The sequence below is a fragment of the Coleofasciculus sp. LEGE 07092 genome (assembly GCF_015207375.1).
Taxonomy (GTDB): Bacteria; Cyanobacteriota; Cyanobacteriia; order Cyanobacteriales; family Coleofasciculaceae; genus LEGE-07092.
Window position 1 is genome coordinate 1 of sequence record NZ_JADEWY010000077.1, and the last position, 21,814, is coordinate 21,814.

Below are 21,814 nucleotides of genomic sequence, written 5' to 3' on the forward strand. Positions count from 1 at the left end.
CCCCCATCTCCCCAATTCCCTTTGCTCTGCCAATAGACTCAAGGTTAAGGCAACAGGTTGCTGTAAAATCGATCTGAGAAAAGGCAGACCTATTCAGTCATGCCCCAATGATCCTATCCAGTGGGGTGGGAGATTGCCGATCTAAATTGCTCAATCACAAATTGCAGCAATCTTGTCCGCTGTCGCTTTTGAGAAGAGGAGAACTACATTGAAGAAACTACTGTCAGTCGTTTTAGTTGCGATCGCCTTTTTCGGGCTCGTTCTAAGTCGTCCTGCCCTAGCTGCTGATACCGTCAGCGGTGGCAAAATCTTTGGTGCCAACTGTGCTGCCTGCCATATGGGAGGTAACAACGTCGTTATGGCGAACAAAACCTTGAAAAAGGACGCCTTGGAGCAGTATGGCATGGACTCCATGGATGCAATTGTCAACCAAGTAACCAATGGCAAAAATGCTATGCCTGCTTTCAAAGGACGCTTAAACCCGTCCCAAATTGAAGATGTTGCGGCTTACGTTCTAGAACAAGCCGAAAAAGGCTGGTAGTGAATAAAGCTAAGGGAGCAGTTCGGCTACCATAGGGTGTGTCGAAAGGCTTCCTTGGCGTGTCTGGGTGGATTGCCCTTTGCCCTGCCGATTGATGCGGCTCTCTGAGTGGGGCTTCTCACCGGAACAGTTAAAAGACTTTCTGCGATTCCAAATTTGCCTCTATTTCCCTACGAGTACGCCACACCCATCGCAACTCATTCTGCGCATACAGAGGTAACTGATCACGACTATGAACAGAACCCGGTTGAGTCGCATTGCCGTAAACCGTCAGTACCTTTGCTTTCACCGGATTAGAAAACTCAATTGCCGCCATATAACTATCCCCAGCTACCGAGCCAAAACGCCCCTCACTGGTTGGTGCTAAATCAATCACCCGGAAAATCCCCAAAAACCCGGGACCCCCACTCGCAGGCAAATCCACAGTACCATAGCGCAATCGTGCCACGTCTCCCCATGGCACATCCAGCGCCCCATAGAGTAACTTAACGGTTGTTGCTGCTGCCTCTAAGGTTTTCACGGCAGCTACAGAGTCAGCTAAACCGTCAGGAGTTGTCAGAGGCGAATTTGGGTTCCAGCCTGTGGCAAACCAGTTATTAGTAGGCATCGAGCGCGCCCACAGTGCAAATAATACCGCCCCTCTACTGTCAGCATTTGCCTGCCGATCCCATGCTGCCAACACATCAGCCGCTTCACCTGCCAATTTGCCTCCCGACTGCCGCGCTGCTGGAATTAAGTCATCTAAAATTCGATCGGCTAATTCCATGCAGGGGGAAAATTTCTTGGCAATCATCTCTTCAAAACTAATTTGAGAATCCTCCATCAACATCTTTGCCGAGCGCTGGGCGCGGAAACCCATAAATTGTGGTGCCATGTAGGGAGGATACTGATCCAGATTAATCGTTTGGGGGAATGTGGTTGTCCAGGGTGGATCGTTGGCATTCTGCAACCAACCACTAGTCGGATCGAGAATACGGGGTAAATCCTGATAGGGATGGTATCGACTCCATAAGGTTTGAGAGGTGTCACCTGGTACAATACCCCGCCAATACCGCCAATCTCCTTGCCCTCGCACAGGTACTAAACCATTAAATAAATGCAGGATATGCCCCTCTCGATCCGCATACATAATCGTGAACATGGGAAGCTGCAACGGTTGTACTGCTGTCTCAAACTCCCTGAGATTGTTAGCTTGCGCCATCTCCCATAACTGTGCCATGATTTGAGGCTGGTCTAAACCTACCACCCGCAATGCGATCGCTTTTCCGTTATTCTGTGCAACTATTGAACCATGAAGCGATCGCCGAATAACTAACTCTTTTTCTCGCACCGTCCCATCTGCCTGCTTCACCTTCAGGGTTTGGGTTTCGGTTTCAAAGGGATGCACCTTACCGTCAAAAAGATAACCCCCATCCGCCAGCGTCAATTCGTAAGCATCCCAACCGTCATGGGTATTCACGGTAAACGTCCAACCCAAGTTATCGTTAAACGCAATAGCCAACATAGGCATTCCCACCAACGCCGTACCATAAGTATCAATTCCTGGTGCAGTTAACTGCGCTTCATAGCAAAGGAAAAAGTCTGACCAAGGTAAGTGAGGATTTGCCAGCAGCATAGCATTGCCCGTGGCAGAATGAGAAGGTGCGATCGCCCAAGCATTGGAACCCATGGGTTGGGGAGTTGGGAGTTGGGAGCTGGAAATAGGAGAAGGTTGTGATTCTTTCGGTAAACGACTGGGACTCAGGGATGCCACTTGCTGAGGACTCACCACAAAATTAAAATGAATCACGCGCTGTACGTGGGCAAGCACATCCACCCCATCTACAGGCAGCACTACCTTAACCTTATCCTCAATTTGGTCAGCCTTTTCCTCAGCATAGGCATTAATTCCAGCAGCAAAGGCATCCAAATAGTGCTGCATCGTCAGACTTTGTGCCTCGTACCATTCCTGCGCCCTTGAGGGAATACCCATCGTTCTGACATACTGATCAGATTCTAGGTAGTCTTCTCCCCAATATTCCGCTGCCCTTCCTCGTGCCTGCCCGTACAGTTGTAAAATCAAGTTACCGTGACTGGCAGTTTGCGCCCATCCAAAGGCTTTAAATAGACTTTCTGTATCCTGACCGTAGATATGAGGAACTCCCCAGGTATCCCAAAGAATTTCCGTTCGCTCTACCCCGTTAACCGGACGAGAAATTCCTAAAAACAACGTCAAAACTAAGGGTATCAGCAACAGTAATAATAATGCAAGTCTCTTCTTCAATCTAACCATTGGAAATAAAAAATCTGCCATTCGATTGATTACACTAGTCTACTTTTGAGCTAAGGTAGAGCCGGGATTTTATTTTTTAAAGCCTTGTCTTTAATAGAAGCTAAACTAGAAATAAATAAATCAAAAAAAATAGAACTCAACTGAAAATTAATATCATGTCTACTGCTTTAATTACTGGAGCCTCAGGGGGAATTGGTGCGGCTTTCGCTAAAAAATTGGCAAAGCGCAATACAGACTTAGTTTTAGTGGCTCGTTCTCAAGGGAAACTTGAACAACTTGCCAAACAGTTATACGATAAGTATCAGATTCAGGCCGATGTCATTGTGCAAGACTTGACTGAACCGGACGCGGCTGCTCGAGTATTTGAAGCTGTTAGTCAAAAAAATATTACCATTGATTTACTCATCAACAATGCTGGATTTGGAGACTACGGTTCCTTCAGTCAGAGTTCCCGAACCAAGCAGATCAAGATAGTTCAACTTAATGTTCTAGCATTGGTAGACCTGACTTACCAGTTCCTCCCCCAAATGCAGGAGCGTGGTTCCGGCAGTATTATTAATATCTCTTCCATTGCCGGTTTTCAACCTTTGCCGTACTTATCCGTTTATTCAGCAAGCAAAGCATTTGTAACCCATTTCAGCGAGGCACTTTGGGCAGAAAATCAGCACACGGGAGTCAAAATTCTAGCAGTTTGTCCAGGACCTACTGAAAGTAACTTTTTTGAAACTGCTGGCTTTAGCAAATTTGCCAGTGGTTCGGAGCGTCAGAATGTTGATTCTCCAGAGGACGTGGTGCGCGAATCACTCAACGCTTTAGAAGCGGATGAGTGTACAGTGGTGCCGGGTCGGTGGAACAATAAAGTTACCGTTAATTTATCACGATTCGTACCGAGAAAAATGCTGGCGCAGCTAGTGGAGCCGCAGTTTCGTCCTAGAAGTTGAAAATACTGTGGGTCAATTTACCTTATCCCTCTTCTGTCACTCTCGGTAGAGCAAACTCTGAAAGCCTTACACAGAGAAACTTTCACTCGAACTGAAACCTTTAGATGTTACATTTCACAAGTCTCGATTCGAGAGAAGAACCACCACAACAACCCAAACCACCACTCTCTATCGTCCAAATCCCTATAAACACAACAACTCGACCTGATCCCCACTGCTGGGAGATGCCCCTGGGGGGCTTTAGGGCTAAAGGTAAGCTCCTGGTAACTCAACCATTCTCCATTTTTACGCCATCCCAGCATATCGGCTAATTTTTGATAGATGTGATAATCAAACACACCTGAAGGTTGACCCCCTACCCTTAAAAAGATTCGCTTTTGCACAGAAAAACCAAAGCGTCCATTGCTGTATTTTACCCAGAGACGATCAATCGTTCGTAGGTCGGTACAAGGAAATTTTTCTATATTCCAGCTTTCTTTGCCGATCACAGCCAGCATTTTGTCTGAGGTTTCTTGATCGGCTTTTTTCCACTCTCCGGCGGCTAATAAATCTCGCAGTCGGCGGTAATCGATGCCACATTTTGAACTCAAATCATCACCCGGATTCTCGGGAATCAATACCTGCCCTGAAGCCCAAACCATTGCTCACCGTTTTGACACGCTTGTCTTGATTTTGGCATAGATTTGATCTGACTTGGACGTGCCAGACTCAAGAGCGATCGCACAGCTTTAATTACTATAGTGTTGATTGTGGGATAGGCGTTTGCCTGTCCTGCAAATAGTGCAAGATGGGAGTAGGCACTGATGAACAATGCCCTACTCCTACCGAAAGGTTACAGATGCGGGAAAAACTTCAGAAACGACTCTCGGTAAAAAGACAAAACTCTTTGAGTATAGTCAGCCGTTGAGCCACTTTTATAGCGACTGGGGTCGCCTGTCATCCACCAAGATGCAGCACGTCGTACTGCCATCGATAAGTTGTTCTCACTGGCACTGTACTGTTCCTTGAGAATATCTCTCATCACACAAGCTACAACCGTGCGAGCAGTTGTGGGATTCCCTTCAAACACCGCTGGTGTCAGTTCCTGCCCAGTACACTGCTTCGACCAACGGGGAATGTTATCGGCTTTGATTTGCCATTCACTATAAAGTCCGTCGTTCTGAGTGCCTGTTTGCGGCGCTGCCAGTCGCAGGGCTTCAACTAGTGCATCAACTTGAACATCAGAAATTTCCCTAGTGGATGAGGCACCGGTTGTGGTTTGAGTCTGAGTGGTTGCGGGTTTTGCTTCAGCCTGAGTTTCAGTGGGTTGTGGGGGAGTAGCAGGTTGTTGGGTTTGGGGCGTGCGGCGCTGCTGCTGATAGAAATTTAGAACGTTCTGAGTGTAGGAATTGGTGGGCGCACTACTATAACGACTGGCATCACCCGTCATCCACCAAGCCGCAGCACGCTGCACTGCCACCGACTCATTATTCCCACTTGCACTGTACTGTTCTTTGAGAATATCCCCCATCACACAAACCAGTATTGCTCGGGCAGTCACGGGACTGGCTTCAAAATCGGCAGGCGATAGTTGCCGTCCAATACATTGCTTCGACCAACGAGGAATATTTTCAGGTTTGATTTGCCATTCACTGTAGAGTCCGTCGTTTTCAGTCCCCGTTTGCGGTGCTGCCAGTCGCAGTGCTTCTACTAACGCCCCAACTTGGGCATTAGAGACTTGGGCTTGTACGGGGAGGTGCCCCAATCCGGCTGTAACTATCACTGCACCCAGTAAGAATCGTCTTGCTTGTCTGACTAATTTGGAACTCATTGGCAGTATTTAGTGGTCAAATAAACTACTTTGGCTACCGCGTTCGCTTAAGGTAGAGAGAAATAGCCAAAAACAGCTAACTCTCCTGATAGAATTTTGACACTGAAAACCCCTTGCTTGTTAGCTTCTTTAATAACCTAATAACGTTAACCTTGATTAGGGAAGATATCAACACAGCCTGCCTCAAGGAGTAACAGCATGAACCATCAATTTTTTCAGAAGTACCGGATTGACCGTCTCACATTCGGGTTGTTCAGAAACTTGATGCTAATGACGACAGGCGGCATGGTGGTGGTTGCCCTGATTTTTGGCATTGGGATGTGGCGAACAGGCTCTCGTTTTTTTGAACAAGTAACGGCGATGTTCAATGTTTCCCAACCTGCGCCAGAAGTTGATGTCCGTTCCCTCGTCGTCCAGCAAGTGCGGGGTGCTAGCGAACTGACAACGGCTGTGTTTACGATGGAAGCCGTCGTTCCTACCCGTCAGGCTAGAACTGTGGCAGGCTATCCGATTGCTGAGACAACCCTCCTCTACATTGCTTACGGTGAGGTGCGGGCTGGGGTTGATTTAGAAGAATTGAAGCCTGAAAATGTAGCTATTGTTGACGATACCATCCAGATCCAGCTACCACCGCCCCGCATCCTAGACAGTAAAATTGATGTCAATCGTTCTCAAGTCTATGACTACAATCGCGGTTTTTTGGGGTTGGGTCCAGATACAGCTCCTCAGTTACAGAGCTTGGCTCAACAAGAAACGCTTCAAAAAATCTTATTTAATGCCTGCAACCAAGGTTTGTTGCAAGAGGCGAACACGCGCTCACAATTGGTTGTCAGTCAGTTATTAACGACGGCAGGATATAAAAATGTTGAGGTAAAAACTCAGCCACCCCAACCCGAAACTTGTATGTAAGCGAATTATCGCGCAGCCAAAACCATGTTTTATAACATTTGCCAGAAGTCAAAATCCTAAGTTGTATGATTATTTAGAGTAATCCCTCTGGCTGCAATTGGGCGTCAGTTCCAGTAGGGCTAACGGATTGGGGATTGGGTAATTCGAGTTTCCTCGGCTTTTTCGTCCGTAACTGTTGCAGTTGTTTCCGACTCGCTTTGTCCTTGTTTAAAAAGCGATCATTGACCTTTTTAATTGAGTTTAATTCACTCTCTTCAACGAGAAACAACCAATTCCCATCAGTTTCAAATTCAAACAGCGTTGTTAGATGGCATTGACCAGGAGCGCTGTATCGGGGGCATCCCCCTGAGGAAGGTTTGTTTTCAAAAAAAGGACAGTTGATTTGGGAACACGCGTTAATTGTTGGCTGTGACATAGGATAACTTTTAGTCAACCTCAAATTCGCGGAAAAGGTGGAGTTTTTTGCATCTTACAATCTTAACAGACTTTCTGAATTTATTTTAGTTCCTGACTTTCCCTTCTGAAAAGAGAGTTAATTGTTCAAAATTACGGTATATTAATCCTCACAAAAAATACACTGATGAAAAATAAATCCTGAGCTTTTTGTGTTCAATAAAATTAATAAACACGGCTCATTGGACAAAATCCTGAACCCTGAACCCTGAATATCTTAATCTCCGACTATTCAGCCTTTTTGATCAAGAAATACATCCAAACTTGGCACATCTACCCAACTCGTTGTTTCGTGAGATTGATGAGTTAAATCCATTAGCAGTTGTGAGTAAGCCCCTTCCCGCAGTGAAGGCGTCATCACTTTACCTGCGTCAATCCCTTGTACCCATTGGTCAACAACCCGAATAAAGGGTGCTAGACGCCCATCGGTGTAGACTTGCGGAAAAGCCAACCGCTTAGGAATTTCTACTTCTGCTAGGGGTTTACCTGCTGGTGCTGCTTGTAGGTTAAAGCCGTGAACGTAATCTTTCTGATTGCAACTACCCAACACTAATGTACCGCGATCGCCATAAACCTCCACAAAATGCCCCCGCCCTTCATAGGTGACGGAACTGATACAAAGCTGACAAGGTGTGCCGTCCGCTAATTCCAGCATCAATAAACAGGTATCATCGGCATCGACTGACTTTAACTCACCGCCTGCCGTGGGGTCTGGGCGTTCGGGAATGGCGGTACTCAGTTGAGCGCACAAGCGACGTACTGAACCGAATAACCAATGAATGTAATCAAACGTATGAGATCCAACAGCGCCTAATGCTCCCCCTCCCTTGGTTTTTTGGGCGTACCAGTTCCAAGAACGTTGGGCATCAGCACGACTCGATACTAACCAATCTATTTTAATCAAACGCTTTTGACCGACATACCCCTGTGCCAGATATTCAGCAAATAGCTGCCATGCAGGTACAAAACGAAACTCAAAATCTGGCATTGCGACAACACCCTTCGCTGCTGCAAGGTGGTAAAGTTGCCGTGCTTGTGTTGCTGAAAGAGTCATGGGTTTTTCCAGCAACAAATGTTTCCCCGCCTGCAACACCTGTTTTGCCATCTCGTAATGTAGGAATGGTGGTGTTGAAATGCTGACTGCTTGAACCTCGGGGAGTGCCAAGAGTTCCTCAAGGCGATCGCCAGCATGGGGTATATCATGGGAACGAGCGATCACTTCGGCTTTATCAATATCGGGGTTATAGACAGCAGCAACTTGCGTCCGGGGGTGAATCTCAAAGCCAGGAATGTGAATTTTCTGCCCAAACCCCGTGCCAATAACGGCGACACCAATCACTGGCATAGTTTTAGAAACCTCTGAAGACATCATCAACCTCTATCTCAAAAATCGAATCGTAAGTGGGTAACGGTAAGACTTGCCGTTGTACGCCTCAAGAGAAGCCACAATCACCAAAATCAAATCAACGAAACCCAAAACAATGAATAACCCAAAACAATGAATAACCCAAACAAACCCAGCCCAACTGCCCCACCCAACAACCAGAAAGTCACTTGCTCAGTACTTGCCGCAGTTCCGACAACTGCCAGGTAGATTAGAGCAAAGACTGCCACAACTACAAATAGGATCAACCCGTAGATAGTCATCGAAATTTGAAAGTTCAGAGACTCTTTGCCGTGATTGTTAACAAACGGGTCGTCTCCCTTCTTGTAAAGCCAAACAATTAGCGGTCCGACAACATTAGCAGACGGTATAGCTAAACCCAGAAATGCTAGAGGCAACCACAGCAGGGAAGCTAGATGGCAAAGCATTCCCCAGTTACGAGCATCCTGATGATTATCTTGCATAATCGTTCTCCCTCCCAAGCTACTACACATCTTGCTTGTTAGGATACGTCGATTACGATTCAGGGCAAAGAAAATTTCCTTTTCCCTTTATCTATCCCCTAGCTCCTCTAAACTGTTCCACCCATGCAATCACTTGTTTCCCCAACCGCACATTATTGAGCCTATCAATTTCACGAATACCAGTCGGACTAGTAACATTTACTTCCGTAAGATATCCACCAATAACGTCAATTCCGACAAAATACAAGCCATCGAGCTGTAACTTCGGCTTCAGCAAAGCACAAATTTTCTGCTCTTGGGGAGTAATCTCGGTGGCAGCGACTCTACCACCGACTGCCATGTTACCGCGAAATTCGCTACCCGTAGGAATGCGGTTAACAGCTCCGAGGGGTTCACCGTTGAGTAGAATAATTCGCTTATCCCCTTCTTTCGCCGCTGGTAGGTAAGCCTGAATCATCACCGGTTCACGTCCCCATTTAGTGCTGATTTCGACTAAGGAGTTAAAATTGCGATCGCCATTTTCCAGAAAAAGAATACCTTCACCAGCTTTACCCCCTAAGGGTTTGAGAACGGCTGACCCTTTTTCTTTAACAAATTTCTGAATAACAAATTTATCTGAGCTGACAATCGTTTCGGGAATAACGTCCTTAAACTGGAGAGCGTACATTTTCTCATTCGCTCTCCGCAGTCCCAATGGGGAATTGATAACTAAGGTGCTTTCGGGGTTAATGTAGTCAAGAGTATAAGTAGCATAGAGGTACGGAACCGTCACTGGTGGGTCAGTGCGCATAAAAACAGCATCCATATCCTCCAGAGGACGTGATACGGCACCCGACACAGTGTACCACCCCTCATCAACCAGCCAACGCCCCTCTACTAGTTCAGCGGGTTTCAGCTTTATCTGTTCCAAAAGTGCCCAAGCCTGAGTGCTTACAACCGATAATTTTTCAACCTGAGTCACCCAAACTTCGTGACCTGATGCCTGTGCTGCTTCCATGAGCGCCACACTGGTATCGTGACCGGGGTCAAGCTTCGAGAGCGGGTCAATGATGAAGGCAAATTTCACACCAGGAATCCTTTAGATTGATGAGTGGGACAGGGAAATGACAGGGATAGATTTTCGGGGCATTCTTTTATCACCGACATTCTATAGGTGTCAATTTTGTCAACCCCCCGTTGCTGCATTGTTCAGGAGAGAATTGAGTTTGCCTCTATCTTCGAGTGCATAGAGGTCATCACAACCACCAATATGTTGGTCATTGATAAAAATTTGCGGCAGGGAACGGCGTCCGTTCGCCCGTTGAGCCATAACTGCCCGCGTCTCTTCATCGCCGTCAATGGAGTATTCGGTAAAGTCAACGCCCTTTTCTTTGAGCAGCGCTTTAGCTCGAAGGCAGAACGGGCACCAGCTCCAAGTGTAAATTTCAACTGTTGGTTCCATTTTCTCCTCAAGGTCAAGCAACATTTCTTAAATTTTAGATCGGTACTGGACGTAAAAGAATGAGAGTACGATGTTAAATAGATGAACAAGTTCTACAAGTCGTGCAAGAGAGATGCTTATCCCATCGCGGAAAGGAGACTCTTCTGCCTTCGACATTCAAAAGTGATCCAAATCACAGGGTTTTGTTGCGTCAAATGCCAGACGGCGTTGACCTGAAACTGATAACTTTAGAACAATAACTGGCATAGTGAGAGTTAGAGACTCTGGAGACTTATACTTAACTCCTATCAAGGAATTAGCATTAGGTTTCTAACCTGTAACCCTCAAACCTAATATTGACTTATCTATATTGTGCAGCTACCACTTGGGTAACTACAGGAAATTACCTCTGTTGGATAAGCATTATGAGAAACAGTCTACCGAATCAAACGCAGGTCGTTTCCAGCAGAAATATTTTAATTAGCTGCTGTAAGCTCAACTTTCGGATAAAGTAGATTAGCACATCTGGTGTAAAAAAGATTTTGTCTACCCCCCTGTTACAACTTGCGACTCCTAAAATAAGGCTTGATCAAAAATCAAAAGACCTTAAGGCTTGTAGCCAACCCCCTGCCGATGACTGTGGGAGTCACTCCCTCTTTGTAAGGATATTCCTGTTATCTCTGAAATTGGGGGAAACTTAAATAGGTGGGAATTGGATGAAAAGGACTGCAATCAACCTGGTGAAACGTTACTAATAGACTGCCGAAAAAAGCCTGCAAGGAAAAAATTATGTCTAGTAAGCACAACTTATTCAGCATCCATTTTTGGGGCGTTAGAGGGAGTATTGCCTGCCCAGGACCAGAGACAGTCCGCTACGGGGGTAATACTCCTTGTGTAGAAATGCGAGTCGGTAGCGAACGGCTGATTTTTGATGGCGGCACGGGTTTGCGAGTTTTGGGGCAGTCACTTCTTTCGCAGATGCCGGTGGAAGCGCATTTATTTTTTACCCACTCCCATTGGGATCACATTCAAGGCTTTCCCTTCTTTGTTCCGGCTTTTATCAAAGGCAATCGCTTCAACATCTACGGAGCCGTTGCACCAAACGGTACAACTATTAAACAGCGCCTCACTGACCAGATGCTCCACCCGAATTTTCCAGTTCCCCTACAAGTCATGCAAGCTGACTTGAGATTCAACAACCTCGCAATTGGCTCTAAAGTTGAAATTGGTGAAGTTACCGTGGAAAATAAGCTGCTCAACCATCCTGGCGAAGCTGTGGGCTATCGTGTAAGCTGGCGAGGACATTCTGCTGCCTACATCACGGATACGGAACATCGGCTAGAGGAACTCGATCAAAATGTCTTCAATCTGGTCAACAATGCTGATGTGATGATTTACGATGCCACCTACACCGATGAAGAATACTACGGTAGCAAGATGGGTTGGGGGCATTCGACTTGGCAGGAAGGCATCAAGCTCGCCAAAGCCGCTAATGTGAAAAAACTGGTAATTTTTCACCATGACCCCTTACACAACGATGATTTTCTTGATCGCGTCGGTGAAGAAGCCATTCAACATTTCCGCCATACCATTATGGCTCGCGAAGGTCTTTCCATTTCCTTGATGGATACTTCCTCCCTACCTAATCCAGTTCCCTCCCAAGAAGCCAAGCTTTCTGTTGAAGCAGTTAACTGAAGGCAGCAGGCAGAAATATCTTTCATAACTTCAGACTTCTTGAGTCAAGATCTAGCAATAGACACGTTAAATGTGTAAAGATGTAAAGCGTGTGGGTTACTTCTTCTTCAACCGCTGCATTAACACCAACTGCTGTTGCCCTGGGAAATTTTGATGGCGTTCACCGAGGGCATCAACAGGTCATTCAACCGATCTTGCAGGAATCGCAAACGTCAACCGTAGGCGGCGAGCCAAGTCAGTACGAAGATTTGCGTTTGCCGAGTTCTCAGACCACTGTTCAGAATCAAGTCGAACGGGGAAGAGAGCATATTTATGCGACAATGGCAACCTTTTATCCTCATCCCCGTGAATTTTTTTCTGGTCAAAAGTGGAAGTTGCTGACACCTCGTTCAGAAAAGGTTCAACAGCTTAAACTCCTAGGTATTGAACAGCTAGTGTTGCTGCCTTTTGATTGGGAATTGGCTTCTCTGAGTCCAGAGCAATTTGTAGAAAAGATTTTGGTGCAGCAGCTACAAGTTACCCATGTGAGTGTGGGAGAAGACTTTCGCTTCGGAAATCGACGAGTCGGAACATCCCAAGACTTGCAAGCGATCGCATCTACCTACGGGGTTGATGTGACTATCGTACCCTTGCAAATGTCTCTAGGAGAACGGATTAGCAGTTCGTTAATCCGTAAATCCTTAGAACAAGGGGATATGGCTAAAGCCAATCAACTGCTAGGGCGTTCCTATAGCATTACCGGCGTCGTGGTGAAAGGGCAAAGACTGGGGGCAACTCTAGGATTTCCGACAGCCAACCTCCAGTTACCACCCGACAAGTTTTTACCCCGGCAAGGCGTGTATTGTGTCCGAGTCTATAACCCCTTACTACCTCCCTCTACATTGGGTGTCATGAATATCGGCATACGCCCCACCGTTGACGGCTCTTCCTTGACTGTTGAGGTTCACCTGTTAGATTGGACGGAAGATTTATACGGGCAAGTATTAACCGTGAGTTTAGAGCAGTTTTTGCGACCCGAACAAAAGTTTGCTTCCCTAGAGTCCCTCAAGGCTCAAATTCAGACAGACTGCGCAGCCGCCAGAGCTTTTTTTGAGCATAAGGGTTAGGGAATGGAGAGATAGGGAGTGGGGAATGGGGAATAGGGGATAATCTACCAATATGAGAGAACGAATTGAACAGCTAACAGAAAATCTCGGTCGTACTATTGTCGGTAAAGCCGATGCGATTCGCTTGGTGCTGGTGGCGTTCCTGTCTGGGGGACACGCCTTGCTAGAAGATGTTCCTGGTGTTGGAAAAACGCTGCTGGCTAAATCCTTGGCTCGTTCCCTTGACGGGCGGTTTCAGCGAATTCAGTGTACACCCGACCTGCTGCCTGCTGATATCACTGGTACGAATATTTGGAATCCGAACAGCCGTGAGTTTGAATTTCTTCCTGGTCCTGTATTTGCTAATATTCTGCTGGCGGATGAAATCAATCGGGCGACACCTCGCACCCAGTCGGCTTTGTTGGAGGTGATGGAAGAGCATCAGGTTACAGTGGATGGCGTGTCTCGCCTGGTTCCCCAGCCATTTTTTGTGATTGCCACTCAAAATCCGATTGAGTACCAGGGGACTTTTCCCTTGCCAGAGGCTCAAATGGATCGCTTCACCCTATCCCTATCTCTAGGCTATCCCACTCCGGCAGAGGAACTCCAGATGCTACAGCGACATCAGGAAGGCATGATGGTTTCAGAACTCAAACCTTGTATTTCGACAGAGGATGTTTTGGAGTTACAGCGTCTTTGCCGTCAGGTGAAGGTAGAAACCTCGTTGCAAGAGTATATTCTGAGTTTGATACGAGCCTCCCGCGAAGCCGAAGATGTCATGTTGGGGGTTAGTCCACGGGGCACCGTCACCTTACAGCGTGCTGCTCAATCCTTAGCGTTTCTAGAAGGTCGAGAGTATGTGATTCCCGATGATATCAAGTTTGTGGCACCTCATGTCCTGTCTCACCGTCTCATTCCCACGGGGGGGCGTCAAGCTAAACCGATTGTTGAGCAGCTTTTGCGTTCCGTATCTATTCCTTAACTACAATATGTTGAGTTCGGATGAGGTCAAAGCGTGTGAGGTCAATTATTCAACGGCGAAAGCGAGGACGTTCGGCTGCCGTGTTGTTAATGTTGCTGATGGTTTGGAGTATCTTGCTGGGATGGGGCATGGCGTTAGCGTTGAATGCGGCGGAAAAACCAAATGTGATCGCCCAAGGAACACCCGTAGCACTCGGTACGGTTGACTATGTTCCAGAACGCTACCAGACTGGATTAAAACTTTACTTGGAAAACTGTGGGAGTTGCCATGTTGCCCTGCCACCGGAAGTCATGCCTACAGATACTTGGCGGACTTTGTTGTTAGAGCCAGAACAGCATTACGGACAGCAGCTAAAGCAAATTTCCCGTCCCTTCATCTTTATCGTCTGGGATTATCTGCGAGCATTCTCCCGTCCTTTAGTACAAGAGGAGCAAACTCCCTTTCGCTTGACACAATCTCCTTATTTTAAGGCGTTACATCCACGAGTAGAGTTGCCGCGAACGGTAAATGCGACTAGCTGTGTTAGCTGCCACCAAAATGCGCGTGACTATGATTACCGCACGTTAACTGCGGAGTGGGAAGACTCGCCGTAGGAGGAATGACACTGGTTCATATGAGGAAATAGAAAAAACGCTACAAATTTTGTGTAGAGAGGTAGCATATTATGTATCTACAGGTTTATGATGCCTAGCTCACAGCTTTTGGATTTGACTGGCGGCTATGACCTGGGATACGGTTAACTTCAGCTCTGGGAAAGTACCAGAGATAATTGAGTCAGAGTTATTAAACCGTTGGGATTGGTATTGACCATCAACTAATTGATAAACAAAAATTGAGGGGACTTTGGGATTACCAAGATAAGTTCTAGAAGCGATCGCTAAATAGTCTACAATCCAATATTCGGGAATACCAAGCCTTTGATACTCATCCAGCTTGTCAACATAATCGTCTTCCCAATTCGTTGAGGCGACTTCTACAGCAAGTTGGATGGGTTCAATCAGCGCTCCGTAGGCAAATACATTACTGTTCCATAAAGCATCACTGACTACGCTCACATCAGGATTTCTGCCGCGTTCTTCACCATCAACGGTAACTGTTTTGACCACTATATCCTTGTCAACGATATAATCAAGTCCTAAACGGTCTTTTTCTCGGTCGAAACACCTGACGAGATATCGTGCTACATTCTTATGCGCTCTGGTTGGCTCCACTTGTACAATTTCCCCATTCACAAGTTCGTAAATTCCATAACCATCGGGGTACTGTTTGAGAAACGCCTCAAACGTTAGTTTTTTTAGTGTACTAATCGTCATAAAGCCTCCTGTATAGACAAATCATTTAGGCTAGCTATAGCCCAGCAGTAGTACAATTCCACCAACTGCTACCAAAACTCCCAAAACGGCTCTAATTGTTACAACTTCTCCTAGGGCGACAAGAATTGGTAATACAAATAAAGGACTGGTGGTTATCAGCGTTTGGGCAATTCCTGCTGCTGTATATTTGAGCGCCGTTTGTTGCAACCAAATTGCCAGGTAAGTCCCCGCAAAGGCAGCGAAGAAAATTGCTGTTAATGCCCGCCTCGATGGTAGCGCTTTGAGGTGTAAACCTTGGTGTTCAGTCTTGTCATTGGTTGGCGAAGAAGCAGGGGAAGTCCATCTTTTAACCGCAAGTTGGTATAGGAGTGTCGAGGGGAATAAAATCACCACACCTGCACTCAACCGCAAGAGAGCTGCCCAGAGAGGGCTAATCGCTGCCTGGGTTAGTGCTGCCCTCGATAGAACAGCACCGCTTGCTTGGGCTAGTGCTGCCAAAATGCCAAAGCCAATTCCTCTCAGAAGCTGTTGTTGCCTGATTGTAGAACCGGGTACTCGTTCAGCAATAACCCAAGCAACGCCCAGAATAGTCAACACAATGCCGCACCAAGCATTGATAGGGAGTTTTTCCCCTAAGAAAATCAGCGCCAAGATTGCCACTAAGGGCGGTGCGAGGGTTTCCATCAGTAGGGCGCGACGCGCTCCCAAGCAATTTAAGGCGGCAAAATAAGCGGTGTCTCCTAAGGCGATACCCACTGCACCACTGAGTAGTAGCAGTCCGCAGGCAGTGATGTCGAGTGAGAGGAGGGGTTTACCTGTAATGAGGAGGGTAAGCAGGATTAACGCGATCGCGATCGCTCCTTTCATCAAGTTCAGTTGAACAGGTGGGTATGAACGCCCCAAACGTCCATAAACTACCGTAGACACTGCCCACAATCCAGCAGCACCTAAAGCGGCTAGTTCTCCTTTAAATTCTGCAATCGAGACATTCATGAACCTGTCAACCTATCCGGGAAACATTACCCATTATTATGCGGTTGGCACGTCACAAGAGAAGAATTCAGGAGTTCAGGAGCAGAAAAAATCAACTCTGATAAAACTTTCCGCTTTCAGACTTGGGTACTGCCACCCACTGTTTTTTATAGCCTTTAGATTGGGTTACAAATCCTACCCTAAACATGATTTTCATTAGCACTCCACCTCAGTGAGTGCTAACTCTATAGACAGAGAAGCAACTCAGCTTTAAACATCCAAATAATCCTTAAGGCTGATAAAATTGTAAATTTTTTGTGAAATGTTCATAATGTTCAATTCCATAGTGAAATTATGATTAAAATTATTGTAAAGTACAGAAATTAGAGGTGTGCCAGAATGAAATACACGTTTGAAATTCTGGGGATATCTCCCGTTTTAGAGTTTTTTAACTATCAACAGACATTCAATCAGAACAAACCGGCAACTGGAATTGAATACCTGGGAACCTATCAATGTACCCTAGATGCTTTTATTGAATCGGTTGAAACTGTTCAACCACAAGAAGATTGGGACATGGATCGGGTCGTAAAGACAGTCATTCAATTCTGGATAAATCACTCCGAGCGCATTGGCTATTGGAAAGGGCGATTAAACGATGCGGGTGAACAAAACCTATTAGTGTCGAGAGTCGCTGACATCAAGTCCTTGAAAGCTCAGTTTGATTCTTTGCTAGGAGAAAATCCGTAGAGAAATTCCTAGGGCAGCGTGACGGAAATAAGTAACCAGCTAAAATCCTCCTTGTCCCCCTTGTCTCTCTTGAAGTAGTCAAAAACTGCTGCCAAGATGCACCAGGCTCATATCCCAATCTCGGTTATTTGTCTGCGAATTCTGCTGGTTAAACGTTAGGTTCTGGCTCAGAAGACTCTTCTGAGTTTAGTATCAGACTATGTTCTAAATACTCTATCCTTTTCTGCTGATTGGTAATCTGTTGAGCCTGTTCGCTTGATGCTTTCTCTAGCCGTGTAATTTTTTTCTGATGACTGGCGATTTTCCAACTTCTCTTAATGATTGCAGGCATTGAGACTAATAAGCCGACTAAAATCCCGACGACTAGCGTCAAAACCAGTACTAATGCCAGAGAACCCTCCAATTGCCAGAACCACACGCTAATGGTGATAGGAACAGCATTCTGGAGTGCAAAGATTATTGCAGATATGGCGATGATGCCAGCCAAAATAAGGAATAATCGCAGCATTGCAAGCTAAAATCTATATACACAAAGTTAAGCGATCGTTCTCATAACAGGCAACGCTCGCGGTGAGTTGTCTACAGGATACCCTAAGAGAGGTGTTTGATGTCCGTGCAACCCCAAATCCTGAAGCAAAGCGAGTTACTCAATCGATTAGTATTAGACCGTCATACAACTGAAGAAGTGGGTCGCGTAGCACAACTGTGGCTTGACCCTCAAGCTCATCGCGTAGTGGGTTTTACTTGCAAGTCTGGACTTCTAGGCGGTAAAAAACAATCCTTTACTTGGAGACAAATTTATACGATTGGTACTGACAGCATTCTAGTCAGCACTCTTCAAGACACAACGGTTTCAGACCAAGGTGAACCCTTAGAGTCTCGAATTGGTCATGAAGTCTGGACAGACGCTGGCAATAAAGTCGGCAAATTAGTAGATTACATTTTTGAACCGAAAAGCGGTGCTGTAATTAATTATCTCTATGCCTCTAATGGTTGGGGGGTTATGGATGGAATTTATCTGCTTGCGCCTGCTGCAATTTCTAGTGTTGGCAGTAAGCGCCTCATCGTGCTAACTGCTGCCGTGCAAAATAGCCAAAAGTATACGGAAGGAGTAAACGAACGCATTAGTCAAGCGGCAGAGTTTATCCGAGAAGATTACCAAAAGACGCTCAAGCATATGGAGACGGTAAAGCAAGATATGCCTCATTTTGCTGAGAATTTAAAAGACCAAGCTCAATCTGCAACGGACAAAATTAAAGAGCGATTCTCTGAAGTTAAAATGCCATTTCACAAAGAGTCTCAATCAGATAGTAAGGGTTCAGATAAAACATCGGATTGAAAATTAAGAGTTCTTTGGTTTTCAGGACTTACGCAGCTATACCCTCTATAGCGGTAATGGTGCGTTACGCTACTCCCTACTCCCTGGAAGTTTCTTGGGAATAATTTTACCTGTTTTATCAATGCTCAAAGGAGTTTTAGGAAAATCACTCTGGGTTAGCTCCCGGATTAACTTAATACTGCGACCTTGAGAATCAGGATAAGGGATGCCCTGTCGGTTGAGAATAACGGGAATAATCTGACCCGAAACTAAATCTCCCCGGTTGTTGAGTTCCACCTCTAATACTAGAGAATAAGCCAATTGAGCTTGGCTAGAAAGGCTGCGATATCCCAAAAAGTTGCCCAATGAGTAAGCAATTAATTTGCCCTTGTAAAGTTCTAAGGCTCTGGGAACGTGGGGTCCGTGTCCTAAAATTAGATCGGCACCGTGATCGATCATCATGTGAGAAAATTTTACTAAATTTCCTCGGTTTTCTCCATGAAACAATTCGGTACGGTTTCTGACGTGCATAGCCCCCGTTCCTTCAGCACCAGCATGGACTGAAATTATGACGATATGGGCGTTTTGTCTGGCTTCTTGTACCAAAGCACTGGCTTCTCGCAAATTATTCAAGGAATTATGATAGTTAAAGTAGCTAAAGCCAATCCAAGCGACTGATAGCTCTTTGAAGTAAGCATAAAGAATTTGACCTTTTTGTCCGAGGGCTTGTACTCCAGAGTTTTCCAGGTTGCGGATGGTATCGTTAAATCCCTGAACTGTAAAGTCATAGGAATGGTTATTCGCAACGCTTAAAATATCAAACCCAACGTCTTTCAGTCGAACAGTAACGTCTGGGGGAGGTGGCTCTGTAATGATGTCTGGAGTAGGTTCAATGATGGGTTCTGGTGGTAAATCAGGATATTTCTGGACGAAACCGTAGCCCATGCCGAGTAAAAAGCTAACGGCACTAATCGAGAGCAATAAAGCTCCTATGCGGTGTAATTGTAAGGTCAAAATTATTCTGCTCCCCTGTCTCCTGCTCCCCTGCTGACATATTTTGACAAAAACGAACGGGATGCACCCATTACTGCTGGGCAGTCGGTGTTGCCGTCAGGTGCAATTCCGGATCTTGTGCAACCCAACCCGCAGGTGCGTTGAGGCGAACTTCAAAATGTAGGTGGGGTTTGGTGATGTCAGGCTGTCCGGTGGAACCTGTAGTTCCTAGAGTCGTTCCAGTTTGAACTTGCTGACCCTTCCTTACGGTGATATTACTCAAATGAGCGTAGCGGGTTTGGCGTCCTCCTTGATGGTTAATAACGACCAAATTGCCATAAGCCCCTTGCTGACCGGCAAACGCTACAGTACCAACATCCACTGCTAACACAGGCGTTCCGGGGTTTGCCAGCAAATCGATGCCACTGTGAAACCCTGTTTGCCCATCGGCACCTTGATACCAGCCGTAACTGAAGAGGATGGGGGCTAGGGCAGGTAAGGGATAACCAGGAAAGCCTGTATAGTTTTCTACTTGACCATTTGCCAGTAGAGAAGGACGTTGAGCCATTGCTAGATTGCTGCTGCTACTAATAGCTGGGGCAACTAGACAGAGAACTGTAGACAAAATGGGGAGCCAGCGAAATAATATCATTGGTATTTGACAGATTGTGTGCTAATTTTTTATCTGATATTCCGCACCCAAGACTCGTCACAATCGAGATTTTCGGAATAGTTAACGGTTTAAACGTGATTTTTGATGCATGATAACTGAATTACTGAATTGAGGTTTTCTAAAATTCCCTATTCCCCATTCCCTAGAAAAGGTGCCGAATGTGAATCCCTAAGTCAAACACCGACGGCAGTTTTATCTAGCGATCGCTCAATGTTCACTTTTGCTGAATCCAAGTGCTTAAGCAAGGTAGCTTGAGGCAGCGCTCCTTGCAAGTGACTCCAAGGTAGTACCCGATCCGTTGACCAATCGGCATGAACATAGAAATCTAGTTCTGGCAACTGTCCCTTTAGTTCCTTAAAAGCACGGCGAAAACTACCCACCGAGTCCCCATAATGCCGAGTCAGTTCCAACAAACGCGACAACCGCCGATCGCCTCTAGAAATTAATGCCTGAATGACCGACCAATTATAGCTTTCCGGGCGAAAATCTATCCCCTGCGATCGCAATTGCTTTTGCAAATACTTCAACCGCTTCTCAGCTTGAGGGTTTACCCCAAACCACTGGAACGGGGTATGCGCTTTGGGAACAAAAGTACTACAACCCAGGGTCAAGCGCAAACCCGGAGCCGCTTTCTTAATCCCTTTCATCATCGCCACCGTCTGTTCTACGTCTGACATCTCCTCACCCGGAACTCCCACCATCCCGTAAAGTTTCAGTCCTTTTAAACCCCCAGCTTTGGCATTAACCGCTGCTTGGATAATTTCTTCATTCGTTAATTTCTTATTAATAATCTGCCGCACCCGTTCCGAACCGCTTTCAACTGCGATCGTAATTGAGTTCGTCCCCCGTTTAGCCAGCGTTTCCGCCAGTTTCTGCGTTACCGTATTCGTCCGCACCGAAGCAATACTCAATCGCACATCCTCATACTGCGGCTGACTCATATAATCGAGCAAAACCTCAAACTCTGGATGCTGGGTTACTGACGCCCCCAGGAAACCGATACGCTTTGTTACCTGTAAGCCCCGCTCAATTGCCGGAATCAAGGAACCTGTAGCACTGGGCGTCCGAAACGGTAGAGTTAGATAGCTTGCCAGACAGAAGCGGCACATCTCTGGGCAACTGCGTACTACTTCTACCATGTAGATATTTTCCCAAGCGGCTTTTTCAGTCACGACTGTTGAAGCGGATAGGGTATTGCCTCGATAGGTTTGTTTTTCCACCCTGGCAGGAATGTCTGCATCTATGGGTTGGATAGTTGCAATTGCGCCAGTCGAATCTTGGTAAGTCACCTCGTACAAACTGGGAACGTAGACTCCTGGTACTTGTGCCAAATACCGTAGTTGTGTAGTGCGGTCAGCCGTGCGAACTTTTTGGTAAGCTTCAATAAAATCTCCGACGAGGATTTCCCCATCTCCCAGCAAGATTAGGTCAAAGAAGTCAGCAAAAGGTTCTGGATTCGCCGTCAGTACCGGTCCACCCCCAAATACTAGAGGATGGGAGCGATCGCGTTCTGCTGACTTCAACGGTATCTCCAAAAACTCCAGGAGTGCTAAAATATTGACATAATCTAGTTCCCATGATATAGAAAAGCCTAATAATTCCGGCTCTCTGGGTAACGATTCGTGACAATCCGTGAACAAGCGACTGACTTGGAGATCATGGCGCGATGCCAGCATTGCCCATATCACCTGATAACCCAAGCTGGTAATTCCTACAGTGTAGTCGTTGGGAAAAGCATAGATTGCCGATATTGCACCAGGATTGGGAGTTGCAGGTGTAAACAGCAGGCGTTCGGCTGCAAAAACATCAGGGGTAACGGGCATGACGTAAGGCTAGGGC

General features: G+C 46.2%; 24 protein-coding genes and 1 pseudogene. 9 read left to right on the forward strand and 16 right to left on the reverse strand.

Annotated features, from left to right (window positions below; all coding sequences use genetic code 11):
* The first annotated feature begins 208 nt into the window (after positions 1 to 208).
* On the forward strand, positions 209 to 541 hold the full coding sequence (gene petJ, locus IQ257_RS18135; RefSeq protein WP_193881514.1) for a cytochrome c6 PetJ: 333 nt from the start codon (positions 209 to 211) through the stop codon (positions 539 to 541).
* A gap of 130 nt (positions 542 to 671) precedes the next feature.
* Here the strand turns inward: petJ and IQ257_RS18140 are convergent, their stop codons facing one another.
* Positions 672 to 2,813, reverse strand: a complete 2,142-nt coding sequence (locus tag IQ257_RS18140) for an acylase (RefSeq protein WP_193881511.1) — start codon at positions 2,811 to 2,813, stop codon at positions 672 to 674.
* Positions 2,814 to 2,968: 155 nt separating this feature from the next.
* Between IQ257_RS18140 and IQ257_RS18145 the strand changes: the two genes are divergently transcribed.
* The gene (locus IQ257_RS18145) at positions 2,969 to 3,754 is read left to right on the forward strand and encodes an SDR family NAD(P)-dependent oxidoreductase (RefSeq protein WP_193881508.1); all 786 of its coding nucleotides are present in this window, start codon (positions 2,969 to 2,971) and stop codon (positions 3,752 to 3,754) included.
* A 107-nt stretch (positions 3,755 to 3,861) separates the two neighbouring features.
* Here IQ257_RS18145 and IQ257_RS18150 read toward each other — a convergent pair whose 3' ends face one another.
* Genes IQ257_RS18150 through IQ257_RS18160 form a run of 3 tightly spaced genes read right to left on the reverse strand, consistent with a single transcriptional unit; the run spans position 3,862 to position 5,564 of the window.
* The gene (locus IQ257_RS18150) at positions 3,862 to 4,395 is read right to left on the reverse strand and encodes a GUN4 domain-containing protein (protein ID WP_228060805.1); all 534 of its coding nucleotides are present in this window, start codon (positions 4,393 to 4,395) and stop codon (positions 3,862 to 3,864) included.
* Positions 4,368 to 4,565 (reverse strand): hypothetical protein, encoded by a 198-nt coding sequence (locus IQ257_RS18155; protein ID WP_193881505.1) that lies wholly within the window; start codon positions 4,563 to 4,565, stop codon positions 4,368 to 4,370. Before IQ257_RS18155 ends, IQ257_RS18150 begins: the two co-directional genes overlap by 28 nt.
* Positions 4,566 to 4,586: 21 nt before the next feature.
* Positions 4,587 to 5,564, reverse strand: coding sequence for a hypothetical protein (locus tag IQ257_RS18160; protein WP_193881502.1), 978 nt, complete (start codon positions 5,562 to 5,564; stop codon positions 4,587 to 4,589).
* Positions 5,565 to 5,762: 198 nt separating this feature from the next.
* Between IQ257_RS18160 and IQ257_RS18165 the strand changes: the two genes are divergently transcribed.
* Positions 5,763 to 6,473, forward strand: a complete 711-nt coding sequence (locus IQ257_RS18165) for a DUF4230 domain-containing protein (RefSeq protein ID WP_193881499.1) — start codon at positions 5,763 to 5,765, stop codon at positions 6,471 to 6,473.
* Positions 6,474 to 6,546: 73 nt separating this feature from the next.
* On the opposite strand, the gene IQ257_RS18170 is transcribed toward IQ257_RS18165, so the two are convergent.
* The 6 genes from IQ257_RS18170 to grxC all read right to left on the reverse strand — a co-directional run bounded on the left by IQ257_RS18170 (position 6,547) and on the right by grxC (position 10,215).
* On the reverse strand, positions 6,547 to 6,888 hold the full coding sequence (locus tag IQ257_RS18170; RefSeq protein WP_193881497.1) for a hypothetical protein: 342 nt from the start codon (positions 6,886 to 6,888) through the stop codon (positions 6,547 to 6,549).
* Between the two features lie 270 nt (positions 6,889 to 7,158).
* Positions 7,159 to 8,271, reverse strand: a complete 1,113-nt coding sequence (locus tag IQ257_RS18175; protein WP_228060806.1) for a Gfo/Idh/MocA family protein — start codon at positions 8,269 to 8,271, stop codon at positions 7,159 to 7,161.
* Between the two features lie 33 nt (positions 8,272 to 8,304).
* Entirely contained in the window at positions 8,305 to 8,379 is a 75-nt protein-coding gene (locus IQ257_RS31575) for a DUF4870 domain-containing protein (protein WP_416207931.1), read from the reverse strand.
* A gap of 5 nt (positions 8,380 to 8,384) precedes the next feature.
* A complete protein-coding gene (locus IQ257_RS18180) occupies positions 8,385 to 8,774 on the reverse strand; it encodes a DUF4870 domain-containing protein (protein WP_193933142.1) in 390 nt (129 codons plus the stop codon).
* A gap of 91 nt (positions 8,775 to 8,865) precedes the next feature.
* Positions 8,866 to 9,840, reverse strand: coding sequence for a glutathione synthase (gene gshB, locus IQ257_RS18185; protein ID WP_193878864.1), 975 nt, complete (start codon positions 9,838 to 9,840; stop codon positions 8,866 to 8,868).
* A 99-nt stretch (positions 9,841 to 9,939) separates the two neighbouring features.
* A complete protein-coding gene (grxC, locus tag IQ257_RS18190) occupies positions 9,940 to 10,215 on the reverse strand; it encodes a glutaredoxin 3 (RefSeq protein WP_193878866.1) in 276 nt (91 codons plus the stop codon).
* A gap of 768 nt (positions 10,216 to 10,983) precedes the next feature.
* On the opposite strand from grxC, the gene IQ257_RS18195 reads away from it, so the two are divergent.
* The 4 genes from IQ257_RS18195 to IQ257_RS18210 all read left to right on the forward strand — a co-directional run bounded on the left by IQ257_RS18195 (position 10,984) and on the right by IQ257_RS18210 (position 14,549).
* On the forward strand, positions 10,984 to 11,889 hold the full coding sequence (locus IQ257_RS18195) for an MBL fold metallo-hydrolase (RefSeq protein WP_193878867.1): 906 nt from the start codon (positions 10,984 to 10,986) through the stop codon (positions 11,887 to 11,889).
* An 89-nt stretch (positions 11,890 to 11,978) separates the two neighbouring features.
* A complete protein-coding gene (locus IQ257_RS18200) occupies positions 11,979 to 12,995 on the forward strand; it encodes a bifunctional riboflavin kinase/FAD synthetase (RefSeq protein WP_193878868.1) in 1,017 nt (338 codons plus the stop codon).
* 52 nt (positions 12,996 to 13,047) lie between these two features.
* The gene (locus IQ257_RS18205) at positions 13,048 to 13,956 is read left to right on the forward strand and encodes an AAA family ATPase (protein ID WP_193878869.1); all 909 of its coding nucleotides are present in this window, start codon (positions 13,048 to 13,050) and stop codon (positions 13,954 to 13,956) included.
* Between the two features lie 35 nt (positions 13,957 to 13,991).
* On the forward strand, positions 13,992 to 14,549 hold the full coding sequence (locus IQ257_RS18210; protein WP_322744387.1) for a cytochrome C: 558 nt from the start codon (positions 13,992 to 13,994) through the stop codon (positions 14,547 to 14,549).
* Between the two features lie 99 nt (positions 14,550 to 14,648).
* Here the strand turns inward: IQ257_RS18210 and IQ257_RS18215 are convergent, their stop codons facing one another.
* On the reverse strand, positions 14,649 to 15,269 hold the full coding sequence (locus IQ257_RS18215; RefSeq protein WP_193878871.1) for a Uma2 family endonuclease: 621 nt from the start codon (positions 15,267 to 15,269) through the stop codon (positions 14,649 to 14,651).
* Between the two features lie 30 nt (positions 15,270 to 15,299).
* The gene (locus tag IQ257_RS18220; RefSeq protein ID WP_193878872.1) at positions 15,300 to 16,262 is read right to left on the reverse strand and encodes a DMT family transporter; all 963 of its coding nucleotides are present in this window, start codon (positions 16,260 to 16,262) and stop codon (positions 15,300 to 15,302) included.
* A gap of 378 nt (positions 16,263 to 16,640) precedes the next feature.
* Between IQ257_RS18220 and IQ257_RS18225 the strand changes: the two genes are divergently transcribed.
* On the forward strand, positions 16,641 to 16,991 hold the full coding sequence (locus IQ257_RS18225; protein ID WP_193878873.1) for a hypothetical protein: 351 nt from the start codon (positions 16,641 to 16,643) through the stop codon (positions 16,989 to 16,991).
* Positions 16,992 to 17,139: 148 nt separating this feature from the next.
* On the opposite strand, the gene IQ257_RS18230 is transcribed toward IQ257_RS18225, so the two are convergent.
* Positions 17,140 to 17,499, reverse strand: coding sequence for a LapA family protein (locus tag IQ257_RS18230; protein WP_193878874.1), 360 nt, complete (start codon positions 17,497 to 17,499; stop codon positions 17,140 to 17,142).
* Between the two features lie 99 nt (positions 17,500 to 17,598).
* On the opposite strand from IQ257_RS18230, the gene IQ257_RS18235 reads away from it, so the two are divergent.
* A complete protein-coding gene (locus IQ257_RS18235) occupies positions 17,599 to 18,330 on the forward strand; it encodes a PRC-barrel domain-containing protein (RefSeq protein ID WP_193878875.1) in 732 nt (243 codons plus the stop codon).
* 69 nt (positions 18,331 to 18,399) lie between these two features.
* Here the strand turns inward: IQ257_RS18235 and IQ257_RS18240 are convergent, their stop codons facing one another.
* From IQ257_RS18240 to IQ257_RS18250, 3 genes and pseudogenes are all read right to left on the reverse strand, one after another.
* Positions 18,400 to 19,323: a CapA family protein gene (locus IQ257_RS18240; RefSeq protein WP_228060807.1), complete on the reverse strand. Its 924-nt coding sequence runs from the start codon at positions 19,321 to 19,323 to the stop codon at positions 18,400 to 18,402.
* Positions 19,324 to 19,393: 70 nt separating this feature from the next.
* Positions 19,394 to 19,828: pseudogene (locus IQ257_RS18245) on the reverse strand (M23 family metallopeptidase); the annotation flags it as partial.
* A 320-nt stretch (positions 19,829 to 20,148) separates the two neighbouring features.
* Positions 20,149 to 21,798 carry a B12-binding domain-containing radical SAM protein gene (locus tag IQ257_RS18250; protein WP_193878877.1) on the reverse strand — a complete coding sequence of 550 codons (1,650 nt, stop codon included), beginning with the start codon at positions 21,796 to 21,798 and terminating at the stop codon, positions 20,149 to 20,151.
* Between the last annotated feature and the right edge of the window lie 16 nt (positions 21,799 to 21,814).

Bases quoted from the DNA above. Each gene is read 5' to 3' on its own strand.
- IQ257_RS18215 (WP_193878871.1), bottom strand. From the start codon at position 15,269: ATGACGATTAGTACACTAAAAAAACTAACGTTTGAGGCGTTTCTCAAA.
- IQ257_RS18230 (WP_193878874.1), bottom strand. From the start codon at position 17,499: ATGCTGCGATTATTCCTTATTTTGGCTGGCATCATCGCCATATCTGCA.
- IQ257_RS18140 (WP_193881511.1), bottom strand. From the start codon at position 2,813: ATGGTTAGATTGAAGAAGAGACTTGCATTATTATTACTGTTGCTGATA.
- IQ257_RS18145 (WP_193881508.1), top strand. From the start codon at position 2,969: ATGTCTACTGCTTTAATTACTGGAGCCTCAGGGGGAATTGGTGCGGCT.
- IQ257_RS18150 (WP_228060805.1), bottom strand. From the start codon at position 4,395: ATGGTTTGGGCTTCAGGGCAGGTATTGATTCCCGAGAATCCGGGTGAT.
- IQ257_RS18220 (WP_193878872.1), bottom strand. From the start codon at position 16,262: ATGAATGTCTCGATTGCAGAATTTAAAGGAGAACTAGCCGCTTTAGGT.
- IQ257_RS18175 (WP_228060806.1), bottom strand. From the start codon at position 8,271: ATGCCAGTGATTGGTGTCGCCGTTATTGGCACGGGGTTTGGGCAGAAA.
- IQ257_RS18165 (WP_193881499.1), top strand. From the start codon at position 5,763: ATGAACCATCAATTTTTTCAGAAGTACCGGATTGACCGTCTCACATTC.
- IQ257_RS18195 (WP_193878867.1), top strand. From the start codon at position 10,984: ATGTCTAGTAAGCACAACTTATTCAGCATCCATTTTTGGGGCGTTAGA.
- grxC (WP_193878866.1), bottom strand. From the start codon at position 10,215: ATGGAACCAACAGTTGAAATTTACACTTGGAGCTGGTGCCCGTTCTGC.
- IQ257_RS18180 (WP_193933142.1), bottom strand. From the start codon at position 8,774: ATGCAAGATAATCATCAGGATGCTCGTAACTGGGGAATGCTTTGCCAT.
- IQ257_RS18160 (WP_193881502.1), bottom strand. From the start codon at position 5,564: ATGAGTTCCAAATTAGTCAGACAAGCAAGACGATTCTTACTGGGTGCA.
- IQ257_RS18205 (WP_193878869.1), top strand. From the start codon at position 13,048: ATGAGAGAACGAATTGAACAGCTAACAGAAAATCTCGGTCGTACTATT.
- IQ257_RS18250 (WP_193878877.1), bottom strand. From the start codon at position 21,798: ATGCCCGTTACCCCTGATGTTTTTGCAGCCGAACGCCTGCTGTTTACA.
- IQ257_RS18235 (WP_193878875.1), top strand. From the start codon at position 17,599: ATGTCCGTGCAACCCCAAATCCTGAAGCAAAGCGAGTTACTCAATCGA.
- IQ257_RS18225 (WP_193878873.1), top strand. From the start codon at position 16,641: ATGAAATACACGTTTGAAATTCTGGGGATATCTCCCGTTTTAGAGTTT.
- IQ257_RS18170 (WP_193881497.1), bottom strand. From the start codon at position 6,888: ATGTCACAGCCAACAATTAACGCGTGTTCCCAAATCAACTGTCCTTTT.